We start from the raw sequence: 14,409 nt of genomic DNA, 5'->3' as shown, positions 1-14,409 counted from the left end.
CTTGCTCGCTACTAATACCCAATTTAAATGCATAACCGCTTACTCAACCGATGAGCAAATGAACCTCCCCAAAGTTGGGTTGTGATACCTCCTGATACCTTCTGATAGCTTTTGATAGCAATAACCCGATTGAAGTTGATACCTAACGGGGGGTTCTGCACCCAGAAACCCCTTTTTAATGGACATAGTTCTCGATCATGATTTTAAGGAAACGAATTCTATGAACCGTTTAGAGGTATCGACAAGCAAACCAACAGCCACTCAACCATCTCCAGCATCCAGCACCAAGGCGCGATCGCACAATGGTGTTTTTCGATGGCTGACGAGTTTTTGGAATGGTTTATTCGGGTCAAAATCACCCCCTGATCACCAATCCCTGGATGACAAGTCTCCAATATTGCTACAAGCCTTTATCCTCGAACCCATGTACACTCCTAGTGGTTTAGTGGATGGCATCGATGAGACACCCGACTTAGCAACAATGGATATTGATACCCCTGAACTCCCAGAATTGGGTGAGGATTGGGATATCTCAGACGGGGAAAGTCAAACCTCTAGCAATATGGATGGGGATGTCGATTTAACCCTGGAAGATACGGCTGATAGTAGTGCCGAAACGACGCCAGAGACACCACTGTTAACCGATCAACTCGAAGACATTCCCTTTATCAATCCTACCTTTGAGTCTGGCACATTCACCGTCGGTGAAACTGGGGAAGTAAGCATTGATTTCCTCTTTGATGGCGGGGGTTATCAAGGCGAACTGGCTATCTTTAGCTTAGATGGCATGGATGAATTTGAACCCGGTTCAGAAGAATTTATCCAGGAAGCCGCCTCTCGTGCATTGAGTGATTCAGAATTAGGTCATGTGGTGATATCTGACCAAACTGAGGGGGCGCGGTTCGTTGGAGAGTTAGGAGAAGGTGACCGAAATTCTGGGGAGTATTTGGGAGTTCAGACAGTCCAAATGCGTCCAGGGGATGAATTTGGTTTCATGCTGGTTCCCAATAATACAGTACAACGGGTGTTTGATAATCCCGATGTGGGAGGGGCGGCGCGTCCCCTATTTTCCATGGCGACAGCGAATCCAGATGATGGGTTTCATGTCGGGCAAATTGCCGATGTCACGGGGGATGGTAGCACGTTTGTGATGGAAGATTTGCGGGTGGATACGAAGTCGGATGGGGATTATAACGATGTTATTTTCCAGGTGCGCGGGGCGACGGGTGAAGCGGCTTTAATGGATGAGGTGATTGAGTCTGGAAAGGATTGGCGGGAGACGGATTTGGGTCAAGCGTTGATTGATTATGCCGAACCTTATATTACGCCGGATACGCCTGATGATGGCGGACTATTAACGGATGAATTAGTCGGGGAATCGCCAACCGATGACATCCCAGTCGATGAGAGTGAAATTGTTACCGAACCGACAACTGAAGAATCAACGGATGTTGTTATCGATGAATCTGTTAACAATAGTGAAATTGTCACCGAACCCACGACTGAAGAATCAACGGATGTTGTTATCGATGAACCTGTTAACACCAGTGAAATTATCGCCGAACCCACAACAGATCCTGAACTGGCTGAACCTGTCCGGAATGAGTTTCCCCAGGAAAATCAGCCGTTAGTCGGCATTATTGATACAGGTTTCAGTGACAATAATCCTGATATTGACTATAGCCGAATCAGTTTAGGGCAAGACCGGATTGATGGCGATAATAACCCTCTGATGGAAGCTGGTGAGGGGAATGAACATGGCACTCATGTGTTAGGAATAATTGGGGCGACTCAAGATAACGATATTGGCGTTGAAGGGATTAATGATGATGCGCCAATTTGGGTTGGGCGTGCTGTGGGTTCCGGTCAATGGGCAGAATCATTAGTTGAATTTGTTGATGCGGCTCAAGAATCGGGTCAACCCAATGCTGTGGTTAATCTGAGTATGGATTTAACCCAAATTGATGCGGATGGAAACGTTACCACTCGTTATGAGTTTACACCTCAAGAACGATCCGCGATTGAGTATGCGCGTCAAAATAATGTCATGCTGGTGGTGGCGGCGGGAAATGATGGCGGGGTGATGTCCGCGTTGGGACAAGCCTCTCAAGAGTTTGACAATATTATTACGGTTGGTGCAGCCGAACAGTTTGACCCGAATACATCAGTTTGGAAAGGATTTGAGCGGAGTGACTTTTCGAGCTACGGTAACGGTTTAGACATTATGTCTAACGGGGGGACAATTGACAATCCCACCCTATCATTGACGGATGAAGGTGTAGGAACAATGGCGGGAACCTCGGTAGCGACTGCCAATGTGACGGGAGCCGCATCGCAAATTTGGGCGGCGAATCCTGAACTGAGTTATCGTCAAGTGATTGATATTCTCAAGGATACAGCAACGGATTTAGGCACACCCAACTGGAACTCAGAAACGGGTACAGGGTTGCTGAACATGGCGGCGGCTGTAAATCTGGCGAAGGCAACGCAGCCAGAAACGCATTATGCTCCCTCCAGTCTCATTCCTGAAAGTTGGAGTGGGGAAGGAAAAGTTACACCAGGGGAACGGGCAGTATCGACTCCCTTTATGGGTAAATACTATGACTGGGTTCCTTATACCATTCAATCCGGTGATACGCTCTCGGAAATTGCTCTCCGGACAATGGGGAATGGTTCTGCCACTTACTACAATTTTATTGCTCAACATAATGGGATTGCTAACCCCAATCTTATCTATCCGGGTAGTACCATTGAGATTCCCCAAGAAGTTCCTGCACCTGCTCCACCACCTAGCGAGAACCCTGGAGATAATAATACTCCCATTTCCTTTACAGGTCGAATCATTGCCACCATTGGCGCAAATGTTCGCTCTGGACCGAGTACAGGGAATTCTCTTGTGGGAACCCGAAACTATGGTGAAGTAGTTACCTTTGATCAAGTCGCGACGGGTGAGTTTATTTCCTTCCCTAGCTTAGGAACAGCAACAGACAAATGGTACAAAATACAGGGAAGCAATGAGTGGATTTCAGCGGCGATTGTTAATGGTAGCCCCGACAATTCGCTCAATGAACCTCCCGCCCGTCCCGGTGAACAGCAACAGTATATTATTAAGTCTGGAGATACCCTTTGGGGGATTGCCCAGCGATACTTAAACGATGGTAGTCGCTGGCGGGAAATTACCAAAGCCGATGGTAGTACGTTTACTGAGGCGGAAGCGCGGCGACTGCAAGTTGGGATGTCAGTTTATTTACCTGTCGGTTATACAACGGGTCCAGGAACACCTGTTACACCTCCTCCTGATCCCGAACCACAACCTACATCTTGGCAACATCCTCTTCCCGGTTATCCGGTAACAAGTGAATTTGGTTGGCGCGATGAATCTGCATGGGGTGGAGATAATTGGCACAATGGGATTGATTTAGGTACTTATGGAACTACTCCACCTGTTAAAGCAGCTAAAGGCGGTACAGTTGTCATAGCAAGTTATGGTTGGAATGATGGTTATGGTAACTACATCAAAATCGATCACAGTAATGGTCTAGAGACGCGCTATGCACACTTGTCCAGTATCAATGTTAGTCCTGGACAGACAGTAAATGCAGGAACTCACATTGGTAATATAGGTAATACAGGTAACTCCACTGGGCATCACCTCCATTTTGAAATCCGTGTCAATAACTCAGCACAAAACCCCAGGAACTATATTGATTTTTAGTGGGTTTAACTACTACTAAGGTTTTTCTGATGTACTAACTGGCGAAAAAAAGGCGATCGCACCTCCTCTATCCCCAGCGTGCGATCGCCCTCTCCCTCCCGGTTAGCGCCAATCCCTGATCAAAAGAGCGATCGCCTAAAACACACCTCCATTTTGAGCCAGGGCGGGTTTTGTTGAAACGTGATCACAAACATCAAAATTAAACGCCTAAACCCGCCCCTACAAATACCTGGACTCCCACGCGATCGCATCCCCTCTATTCCCAGAATGCGATCGCCCTCCCCCTCCCGGTTTGCACTAATCCCTGATCAAAAGAGCGATCGCCTAAAACACACCTCCATTTTGAGCCAGGGCGGGTTTTGTTGAAACGTTATCACACAAATCAAAATTAAGCGGCTAAACCTGCCCCAACAAATACCTGGACTCCCACGCGATCGCATCCCCTCTATTCCCAGAATGCGATCGTCCTCCCCCTCCCAGTTTGCACTAATTCCTGATCAAAAGAGCGATCGCCTAAAACACACACCTCCATTTTGAGTCAGGGCGGGTTTTGTTAAAACGTGATCACAAACATCAAAATTAAACGGCTAAACCCGCCCCTACAAATACCTGGACTCCCACGCGATCGCACCTTCTCTATCCCCACCCTGCGATAGCGAAGCGAGTAGAGCCTACAGCAGATCGCCCAACTCCCCCGATTAACGTCCAACATCACAACCTATCAGAATACAACCCCATACCCCTAAAAATGTTAAAAACCCGACCCCAAAACCACCACTTTTTTTTACTATTTCCTAACATCTTCGGCTTCAAAGGTGGAGTACAAGTTTACTCAATCTTCCTCCTACAAGCCTTACAGCAGTTGTATCCCAAAGCTAACTATGATATCTTTCTCAAATACGATCGCGAAACTCCCGACAACCCCCCATTCTTAAGCCAAACCCGCTTTCACTGCCTCGGCAATTGGTCTCGATTCTTACAAACCCTTCTGCTCACTCTCAAAACCATCAGCTTCGGTATCTGGCAACAACCCACCGCCCTTATCACCACCCACCTCAACTACAGCATCCCCTGCTACTGGCTCAAATGTTTAACCGGAACCCCTTACTGGGTTATCGTCCACGGTTTAGAAGGATGGAACCTCTCTCATCCCCTGCGCCAGAAAGCATTACGCCATGCTGACAAAATAATTGCCGTCAGTCATTATACCCGCGATCGCCTGCTCCAAGAACAACGACTCAACCCCGCCCAAATCTCCGTTCTACCCAACACCTTTGCAGCGACTCAGTTCCAACCCACCCCCAAACCCGATTACCTACTCCAACGCTACAGACTCACAAAAGACCAACCCGTCATCCTCACCGTCACCCGCCTAGGGCGTTCTGCATCCTACAAAGGCTACGACCAAATTCTCCGCGCCTTAGTCGAAATCCGCCGCCACATCCCCAACATCCACTATATTCTGGCAGGCAAAGGAGATGATCGTCCCCGAATTGAAGCCCTCATCGCCCAGCTTAACTTACAACAGTCTGTCACCTTAGCCGGATTCGTCCCCGACGCCGAACTGTGCGACCATTACAACCTCTGTGATATCTTTGCCATGCCCAGCCAAGGAGAAGGATTTGGCATTGTTTATTTAGAAGCCCTCGCCTGTGGAAAACCCGTCTTAGCCGGAAACAAAGATGGAGCCGTTGATCCCCTAGTTCATGGCAAATTAGGCTGTTTAGTTGACCCTTTAAATGAATCAGCAATTGCCCGAAATCTCCGACAAATTTTACAAGGGACTTACCCCAATCCCCTACTATTTCAACCCGAACTATTGCGACAGGAAACCATTCAACGATTTGAATTCGCTCAGTTTAGCCAAACCCTAACAACCTTAACCCAAACGCTTCGGCGTCATCAATTTCAATCTCCTGCTGTCCCGATTAAAACTGTTGTTACAGAAAACCATTAAACCCTGGCAAATTGAGTGAACATAAGTGGTCGGACAAAAGAAAACGGCACGCTTATTAAGTGCAAGTAAATCGCCCTCAAACCCTTACTGTTCCCTGTTCCCTTAGCGGTAGGGTGCGTTAGTCGGGAATAAATTTCGGACTTAATCAGTCAATTAAAAAGCCCGACGTAACGCACCAAATTTACACGGAGAGAATCAACCCGGTTTCGGTCTTTTCCTCAAATGTGATCGCACCTCCTCTATCTCCACCCGGTGATCGCCCTCCCCCTCCCGGTTTGCACTAATTCCTGATCAAAAGAGCGATCGCCTAAAACACACCTCCATTTTGAACCAGGGCGGGTTTTGTTGAAACGTTATCAATAACATCAAAATTAAAGACTAAACCCGCCCCTACAGAAATTTTACATAATCAGTTGTAGCTATGATCAAGACAATGTATCTACCCTCCAACACTCGCAATACTAGAAGGGAAACCTCTCCCCCAACCCCTCTCCTGCAAGGAGAGGGGAGTAAGAGTTCCCGATCATCAAGTAATACTCCCCGATCATCAAGTAATACTCCCCAATTATCAAGTAATACTCCCCCCTTCCCTTGCAGGGAAGGGGGGCTGGGGGGGTTAGGTTTTCCCATCCGAGTGATATCACCAACCCCCCTAATCCTTACCTCTATTTTGTCACTTTGAGGTTGATATCTGGGCGAAGCATTATTGAATAAATCTTTTACATCCGTAGTAACATTTTGTCAAGAATGCTTCGTACATAAAAAAATCCGCCAACAATCGTAACGTTTATCCGAAACCAACAAACTATGGATAACAACTGGATTTGTCCCGATATAACACCCTACTGGAAACTCAGCCAACAACGAGACTCCAGCCAATTCATCCTCCACACCCCAAATAACCACCATCACCATCAATTCTCCCCCACTGAAGCCCAAGCCTTGCGCTATTTCACTGGACACTATACCGTCAATCAAATCCAACAGAAACTCGGCGAAACCCTCCCCCCCAATTTCGTCACACAACTCCTGCAAAAATTAATCACCCTCAACATCCTCACCCTAGACCCCTCCCACCTAAATCAGCCCAATCCTACCCCATCCTCCCACCCAAATCCCAATTCCCCCCATCTCAAATCCAGCCTGCAATGGATTCAACACACCGACAACTATTGGATACTTCGTAACCCCGAAGATAGAACCTTTCTCCAACTCAACAATCAAACCAAAACCGTCATTAATGAACTCGAACATCTCTCCCCCAATGCTATCTGCCAAACCTATAACATTCCCCCTAATCAACTGCGAATCCTCCTCCAACAACTCGCCGCCACCGCCATGCTAGAAGGAACCAAATCCCCGAAACCCCGCCGAGGTAAATTCACGCCCTTACAACTCTTATATTTCCGCATTCCCCTGTTTAATCCTGATCCTTGGTTAAGCCGTCATGTTGAGAACCTGTCCTGGATTTGGACAAAGCAGTTTGCTCTCACATTAGGTCTATTTTTAATCGTTTCCCTAATCATTGGACTGCACCAACGCCAGGAAATTTTAGCCATTGGACAAAAACTAATCACCACACAAGGTAGCAACTTATTTCTCCCTTTTATCCTCCTCGCCTTACTGGTTGTTTCCCTCCATGAACTCGGTCATGCTTTCACCCTAAAACATTATGCCAATCAAGTCCCTCACCTGAACCTGCAAGTCTCAGAAATGGGAGTATTTTTCATGTTTCTCATGCCTGCGGCGTATACAAATACCAGTGATGCCTATTGTCTAGTCAAACACTATCAACGAGTTCTGGTTGTCGCCGCTGGGGTTCTCTGTCAACTGATTATTGCCGCGATCGCGCTTTGGTTATGGAATGGTTCTGTATCCGAAAGTTGGCTATTTACCACCAGTTATCTATTAATGGGGGCGGCATTATTTACCGTTGCCCTTAACCTCAATCCTTTGGCTAAATTTGACGGCTATTATCTCGCCGTTGCCTTAACTGGAATTAACAATTTACGCAGTCGTTCATTTAAATTTTACGGCAATCTACTGCGACGAAAACCGATTCAAGAACGTCCCCGCGACGCCTGGATTCTGGCAGCTTATGCCCCATTTAGTTTTCTCTATTTGCAATTCGTTTTCGGATTTATTCTCTATCGAGTCATCGGCTGGAGTTTTGCCAATATTCCGACTCTGGCGATGAGTTTGTTGGTTCTCTGGGCGATTTATTTCTATTTCCCCCGCGATCAATGATTGGTATTTATGCGGCGTTGAGTCGGGGCGGGTTTAGTTCCATCAGGGTGAGAGACGAAAGGATAATCGTGAAACCCGCCCCTACAGGAAAACAAAATTATTGTTAAGCTATTTGGCATTTAAACCTTAATATCAATAATGGCGCAATCCTTGCCGTAGTGCGAGCATCTTGCTCGCTAAATCAAACATCTTGCTCGCTAAATCAAACATCTTGCTCGCTAAATCAAGCATCTTGCTCGCTAAATCAAGCATCTTGCTCGCTAAATCAAACATCTTGCTCGCTAAATCAAGCATCTTGCTCGCTACATTGAGCATCTTGCTCGCTACTAATACCCAATTTAAATGCATGACAGCTTACCTCTGGGTAAGGTGAGAAATGATAATAATGACACCCGCCCCGACAGAACAATTAAATTGAGGATTATTTCATCATGAACCCTTCCATTAATTCCCGCCAAAATCAACTCAAAGTTGTACCCCCACAACCTAAATCCCCGGTACAACCCGCCTCAGATTCACCCGCTTTGCCCAAACCAGAAAAACGCCCTTCTGTTAACCTAAAAAAATGGCTCCTAATTACCGCAATTATGGCAGGTGTCGGATACGTTACCTTTATCCCCGAATTCCCCCACTCAGTACGCGGAGAAGCCGATATCACCTCTACCTCCAACGCCCGCCAAGATGTTACCTTAAAAGTAGCGGGTGTGATTAAACAAATCTATGTCAAACCCAATCAACCTGTCCGCAAAGGTGATAAACTCGTACAACTAGAAAGCCAGGAAATCGAAAGCGCGATCGCTAATGCCCAAACTGAACTGGGAAAAGCCCAATCCGCCCTACAAGACGCCTTGCGATTAGTCGAAGATTTACGGGCAAACCAGGCGGAAATGCTAGTCTTAGAAAATAATGCCCGTCAAGCGGTGAATAGAATCCAACACGAACTGGCTAGCATCCGCCAAGGCAATTCTCCCCCCCAAATTCAAGCATTAGAACGGGATATTCAAGGACTTTACCAGAAAAAAGAACAACTTTCTGCCAGTCTCACCCTTCGCCAGCAGCGTCTGAAAACCATCAAAGCCGTGAACCAAGAAGCGGGAAGTTCTGTAATTCCAGCGATTCGGGTTGATGAACTTCTAGATGATACCTATAGCCGCCAAGGGGAACTGGCTGAACTTACCAGTTTAATTAGCAGAAAACAAGCCCAAATTCAATCCATTGTCAAGGAACTTAACGATAAATTAACCCGCGCCCAAGCGGAATTAAACGCCGCCACCGCCGCCAGAATATCCGTCCAGGAAAACCTGAACGCCGCCCAACTTGTGGTTAAGGATCGTCAACGACAAATCCAGGAATTAACCGCAGAAGTTCAGCGCCAACTCTCCCGACGAGATCAGCTAATTTTAGTCGCCGATACAACGGGAACCATTACCACCGAAGACTTAGACTTACTGGAAAATACCTGGCATCCTGCGGGTGAAAAAATCATGGAAATTGTTGATTTATCTGACTTAACCGTCATTGCCAAGATTCGCCAAGAAGATGAAAAATTTATCCTCCAAGGCGATCAAGTCAAGTTCTACAAACAAGGAGAACTACAACCCTATACCACGGCGGTAGAAAATATTTCCTCAGCCCTGCAATCCGATGAAAACCAAATCAAACCCATCTGGACAGTACGACTTTCGATTGCCAATGATCATACGAATCCGATGAAACCGGGAATGACAGGCTATGTCTCTATCGAAACGCGATCGATGACCCTATTTGCTAAACTCAAACATGAAGTTCTCAAAGTTGTGCGTCCGATTTTTATCTAAAATTGTTTGATCATAACCATCTCTGGGGTTTGAACCGTCTCCTGGACATTCAATCAATTGATCAGTTAGCTTGGATATACAACTTTTTTCCATCTGCAAGCAGGAATAGCCTATGAATCCGCAGCAATTCGTTAAAGGTATTTGTCTCGGCTTGGCAACAATAATACCCTTGGGGATAATCGGCACTCACCCCGTTATCGGGCAAACAGGGATAAACCTAAGTACATTTCGTAACACAGCCTTGTCTCAGCACAATACCTATCGGAACACCCATAATAGTCCAGATATGACCCTGAGTAATTCCCTGAACAACAGCGCTCAAAACTGGGCGAATTATCTGGCAAGCAATGGTGTTTTAAAACACAGTAACTCGGATGCAGGAGAAAACCTCTATGTTTCGTACACGACAGCATCCTCTGTAGACGCCGCTACCCTGGCGAACCAAGCGGTTACAAATTGGTATAACGAGGTTTCAGACTATGACTATGCCAATCCAGGATTTTCTTCGGAGACAGGGCATTTTACCCAGGTGGTGTGGAAGAATAGCACCCAATTAGGATGTGGTGCGGCACGGGGCGTCAAAACCATTCAAGGGACTCAGTATAATGCCTTCTATGTGGTTTGCCAATATTCGCCTGCGGGTAATGTGATTGGGCAGTTTCCAGAGAACGTTATGGCACCGTAATTATTCTGACTTCACGGGATCTGGAAAACCTCTCTCCAAACCTCTCTCCTGCAAGGAGAGAGGCTTTTAATTCTCCTCCTTTCGTGCAAAAAAAAAGTCAGATTGATATTCCTTCTTTCAGTTAAACCAGACTATGAAACTCGCTAACGTATCAACAGACACCCTGGAAAAAATTAAATCTGTGCGCTGGGACAGAATTATTGAAAAGCATGAAGGTCCCGAAAAATGGGAGTCGGTTCTCAGATATTACGAACCCGAATTTATGGAAATTGAGGGGCGTTGGGTACTTCTGCCTATCGAGCGAGAGCATCATGCCAATATCACGATTATCCGTTCAATTTGGAGTGCGGATGGTAATTCACTGACGTTGTTTTTCAAAGACACTACCTATGATGATGACCCCTTTTTCTCTGGCTATATAGCTGTTTGCGATAAGGTGAAAGATGAAGATTTCTTTTTGGCAATTTTATATCATGAATGGTTTATGATTGAACGAACAGATGTTTTTGAGTTATGAGCGATGATTTCGTCACCACGTTGAGCAAATTCTTCTTTGCTGTATCGGGGTTGTCGGACTACCATTGGAATGATCTTGTTTCAGCTTGACGCCTCTATTTTAGCTTAGATGATAACCCGATAGAAATAAGTCCAGATAAGTGAAAATTAGCTGATGGTTCCCCTTCTCCCATGAAGCAAAATAGGACTTACGCAAATTGACGGCACAGGCGCTACCTGTAGGGGCACGGCATTACCCATTGGTGTCAACTTAATGTGAAAAGTTTTCCCTATAAGACTTTGAATCTCATCGTTTTAATCTTAACCCCCCTTAATCCCCCCGGTGCTTTGGGGGGAAATGTTCCCTCCCCTTGATAAGGGGAGGGTTAGGGTGGGGTAGAGTCAAGGTATTGCTTGGGTTTTTCCGCTTAAGTTAACACCAATGGGTATTGCCATGTCCCTACTATATGAAACCCGCCCCTACAAAAGGGTGGATTTAGTGACATTAAGGTGACAAAAGATTTATACCAAATTAGGGTTAGCAACCCCCTTTTATAACCCAGTCCGCGTAGGCGGACTTTGTTTGTGTAGCAGCGATTTTAATCGCCGTGGTAAAAGGGGGTTACTAACGATGATGTTGGGTTTTGTTCCTCAACCCAACCTACAAAGATGACATACTTCCGATTTTAATCGCCGTGGGAAAAGTTACAAACATCTATGCAGGTAATGTCCAAATTAAATAGGATGCCCATATCGCCGCCACCACAGCCAGAATCACTAACCATAACGGATAATGAGCGCGACTGATTTTCCCATCTGATGTACTCAACATCTCCACATCAATCCAAGGCGTCACCCCCCGTCGAAACCAACCCATTACCGTCACCGATTCACCGACTAAATCACTAGGGCGAGTTCCCAGAGGGAGTAAGTTACCCAGAGAACCTAAAATTGAAAAGTAATGCAATTTAACTAACCCACTATCGGTTTCAATAATTAAATCCACGCCTAACCAATTCTGCAATCCTCGCCGCCCTAAAAGTTTACCTGTAAATTCCACAGGTTGATGAGTAGAGGGTAACGCATTCGGATCAGCTAGCATTTGTTCCAAGCTGGGTTGGTGACGAATCGCCGCAGGTTTGATATCGGGAAAGTAACGATTAATCCAGAGAATAATACTTAAACTAAAGGCTATTAGGATACAAGCATCCAGAAATGATCCGGCGTTGTGTAACCAGATTAGCCGCCAGAATCCAGTTATCCACCAGCGAGATAGCCAATCACTGAGAATACCGAGTAACCAGAACCCAATTCGCAGTACAACACCGACAACGAATCCGGTTAATAGAACACTTTGAAATAAGGGAAAGGCTTCATAACTGGCGATAAGTTTCAACCAGCGTGTTTTATTATCCCGTATTGGCGGTGGTGGTATGGGTAAATCTAATTCTGTACCTAGTTTCCAATGAAGAGCATAACGAGCGCACAAATGCAAGCGATCGCCTAATAATGGATGCGCGGCTGTGATAATTAACCAGTGGCGGTAAGGGTTGGTACATTCCCACTGTAAAACCCGTTCAAAGGGAACATGAGGCGAACAACTGCTTAAAAGTAATCCTTGTCGGTATCCTACAGGTAAGACTAAATCAAAGCTTTCCCACAAAGGGCGGGTTTGTTCGGCTTGATGGATTGCATGACTCATCCCTAAGCCGATTTTCAATAGCGCCCGGGTTAAGCCATTGGGATTTCCAGTGGTTTCTATCGCCACGCGATCGCTATAGTAAATTCTAATCCGGGAAAACCATAGCAGGGGGAGACGCAGTAGCCAGTAAGTGGCGTAACCTAAGCTGGAAATAATACTGCTAATTCCTAAACACAAAGGCGGTAACACTCGTTGGGTGGCGGGGTATTTGCGCCGAATCCATTCCGCTAACTGTTCTCCCCCTTGAGCAACATATAAATAAAGGAGATAGGGAAACTGGAGAATTAAGGTTCCCAGAGAACTTAAGATAAAGTCCCAGTGAACAATATGCCCTAACTGAGCCGCATAAATCGTGGCGACTTCATCTTCCGCCAGTTGTGATAAAAGTCCTTCACTGACGACAATTCGGGCGGTGCGCGGTAAATTCCCATAAGCTATCGCTAACGGCGCTTCTGTGGGTAAAATACCCAACGTCGGTAACGGTAAACGGCGTTGACGACAAAACCGTTGGATCACTTTAGCCGATTCTGAGGATCGCGCCGAGAGTTGGCTGACGGAGAGTGGTTCTAATCCATACACCTGTCTTAATAGCCAATCCATTAACCAGGGAGAGACGATTAGCGTCACAATCGCCAAAACAACTAAAGCTGGAGTTGGATCACGGTAGAACCATTGAATGGGTGATAATAGCGGCAATTGCACCAAAATAGTATTGGTGGTTGCCATCAGAAACTTTAGCCAGAAACGCAGCACCCAAGCAAACGCGATCGCACTTCCAATCCCAATTAACCCCAATTGCCTTAATTTCGGGCGTTTGAACGGACGCCAGTTTTCTGCACGCCCTAAGTTGCGAAACCGAGGGCTGGGGGAAAAGACAGAGGGCGCGGAAGGGGGTGTGAACGCAACCGGGAGTTGGGATGAGGGTTGAGAGGGAGGAGGTTGATTTCCCGGAGACTGTTGCTGCGATTTGCCCCCTGTAAACAGGCGTTTAGCCGAATCGGTTAACCGCTGTTTAATCGTTCCCGGTTTAGTTGGGGAGGAAGGCGAGTTGAGAGGAACAAATCCGGTGGGATTCGCTGAAGTGTCTGCTTCTGGCGTAAACCCCGTCTGATTCGCTGGCGGGGGGGATTCCGCCATGAGTTCCGGTAGGGTATTTGTTGCCCATTGTTGCACCTTGGGATTGGGATCTTGGGTAAGGGTTTGGCAAAGCGCGATCGCATTTTGGATATCACCCCGGCGGCGATAAGCCTTGACGAGGGCGACACTGGCGCGGGAGATAATGGCTTCATCTAACTCAAATTCGCACACACCTTCCAGGTGTGCGATCGCCAGATCGTAATTGCCCTGTTTAAGAGCCGCTAAACCAGCATCAAGGGAGGGATTGGGTACAGATGCCATAATCGTTACACTAACCCTGCTCTTTTACAATAATCTGTCATGCCGAGAATGTTTCATCCGGCGGATCAATCGTGGATTTGAGCGGTACAGGTTATACAGTTACTGTAGCACCAGGGGGTAGCAAGGATTGGGCAGAGGAGGATTGTCAAGATTGTCATCTTCGATAAGGAATTGTTGAATTCTAACTGCAATGCTGTAAAAACATAACAACCTGTAGGGTGTAGGCTGTAGGGGCGAGTCGCTGCACAAATGTTTGGTGCGAGAATTAACCTATCTCGACTCGCCCCCGTCTAAATGTATGGGGTTTCAGATGATAACCGACGGAGGGCGACCCGACATAATTAAGGGTTGGGTGATGTTAATTGGTTACGTATCTTTGCCCCTACGGTGTTT

8 protein-coding genes are annotated in these 14,409 nt (G+C 46.5%); 6 read left to right on the top strand and 2 right to left on the bottom strand.

What is annotated here, in order from left to right:
• Positions 1 to 220: 220 nt before the first annotated feature.
• The 3 genes from RID53_RS21545 (at position 221) to RID53_RS21535 (ending at position 7,919) form a co-directional block, all read left to right on the top strand.
• The gene (locus RID53_RS21545; protein WP_446390041.1) at positions 221 to 3,715 is read left to right on the top strand and encodes a S8 family serine peptidase; all 3,495 of its coding nucleotides are present in this window, start codon (positions 221 to 223) and stop codon (positions 3,713 to 3,715) included.
• 748 nt (positions 3,716 to 4,463) lie between these two features.
• Positions 4,464 to 5,672: a glycosyltransferase gene (locus RID53_RS21540; RefSeq protein WP_446390040.1), complete on the top strand. Its 1,209-nt coding sequence runs from the start codon at positions 4,464 to 4,466 to the stop codon at positions 5,670 to 5,672.
• 807 nt (positions 5,673 to 6,479) lie between these two features.
• The gene (locus RID53_RS21535) at positions 6,480 to 7,919 is read left to right on the top strand and encodes a M50 family metallopeptidase (RefSeq protein ID WP_446390039.1); all 1,440 of its coding nucleotides are present in this window, start codon (positions 6,480 to 6,482) and stop codon (positions 7,917 to 7,919) included.
• 132 nt (positions 7,920 to 8,051) lie between these two features.
• Here RID53_RS21535 and RID53_RS21530 read toward each other — a convergent pair whose 3' ends face one another.
• Positions 8,052 to 8,267 carry a hypothetical protein gene (locus RID53_RS21530; RefSeq protein ID WP_446390038.1) on the bottom strand — a complete coding sequence of 72 codons (216 nt, stop codon included), beginning with the start codon at positions 8,265 to 8,267 and terminating at the stop codon, positions 8,052 to 8,054.
• Between the two features lie 83 nt (positions 8,268 to 8,350).
• Between RID53_RS21530 and RID53_RS21525 the strand changes: the two genes are divergently transcribed.
• From RID53_RS21525 to RID53_RS21515, 3 genes are all read left to right on the top strand, one after another.
• Positions 8,351 to 9,736 carry an HlyD family secretion protein gene (locus RID53_RS21525; protein ID WP_446390037.1) on the top strand — a complete coding sequence of 462 codons (1,386 nt, stop codon included), beginning with the start codon at positions 8,351 to 8,353 and terminating at the stop codon, positions 9,734 to 9,736.
• Between the two features lie 112 nt (positions 9,737 to 9,848).
• Complete coding sequence (locus RID53_RS21520) at positions 9,849 to 10,421, top strand: CAP family protein (RefSeq protein WP_446390036.1); 573 nt, start codon at positions 9,849 to 9,851, stop codon at positions 10,419 to 10,421.
• 133 nt (positions 10,422 to 10,554) lie between these two features.
• Positions 10,555 to 10,938: a hypothetical protein gene (locus tag RID53_RS21515; RefSeq protein WP_446390035.1), complete on the top strand. Its 384-nt coding sequence runs from the start codon at positions 10,555 to 10,557 to the stop codon at positions 10,936 to 10,938.
• A 693-nt stretch (positions 10,939 to 11,631) separates the two neighbouring features.
• On the opposite strand, the gene RID53_RS21510 is transcribed toward RID53_RS21515, so the two are convergent.
• Positions 11,632 to 14,016 carry a M48 family metalloprotease gene (locus tag RID53_RS21510; protein ID WP_446390034.1) on the bottom strand — a complete coding sequence of 795 codons (2,385 nt, stop codon included), beginning with the start codon at positions 14,014 to 14,016 and terminating at the stop codon, positions 11,632 to 11,634.
• Positions 14,017 to 14,409: the final 393 nt, after the last annotated feature.

Source organism: Coleofasciculus sp. B1-GNL1-01 (assembly GCF_040220235.1).
In the GTDB taxonomy this organism is placed as follows: Bacteria; Cyanobacteriota; Cyanobacteriia; order Cyanobacteriales; family Coleofasciculaceae; genus Coleofasciculus.
This window is presented reverse-complemented; position numbering and strand designations above follow the sequence as displayed.

What these genes read in the sequence shown, in the direction of transcription:
- RID53_RS21530 (WP_446390038.1), bottom strand. Translation starts at nt 8,267, where the DNA reads ATGCATTTAAATTGGGTATTAGTAGCGAGCAAGATGCTCAATGTAGCG.
- RID53_RS21535 (WP_446390039.1), top strand. Translation starts at nt 6,480, where the DNA reads ATGGATAACAACTGGATTTGTCCCGATATAACACCCTACTGGAAACTC.
- RID53_RS21520 (WP_446390036.1), top strand. Translation starts at nt 9,849, where the DNA reads ATGAATCCGCAGCAATTCGTTAAAGGTATTTGTCTCGGCTTGGCAACA.
- RID53_RS21515 (WP_446390035.1), top strand. Translation starts at nt 10,555, where the DNA reads ATGAAACTCGCTAACGTATCAACAGACACCCTGGAAAAAATTAAATCT.
- RID53_RS21525 (WP_446390037.1), top strand. Translation starts at nt 8,351, where the DNA reads ATGAACCCTTCCATTAATTCCCGCCAAAATCAACTCAAAGTTGTACCC.
- RID53_RS21545 (WP_446390041.1), top strand. Translation starts at nt 221, where the DNA reads ATGAACCGTTTAGAGGTATCGACAAGCAAACCAACAGCCACTCAACCA.
- RID53_RS21510 (WP_446390034.1), bottom strand. Translation starts at nt 14,016, where the DNA reads ATGGCATCTGTACCCAATCCCTCCCTTGATGCTGGTTTAGCGGCTCTT.
- RID53_RS21540 (WP_446390040.1), top strand. Translation starts at nt 4,464, where the DNA reads ATGTTAAAAACCCGACCCCAAAACCACCACTTTTTTTTACTATTTCCT.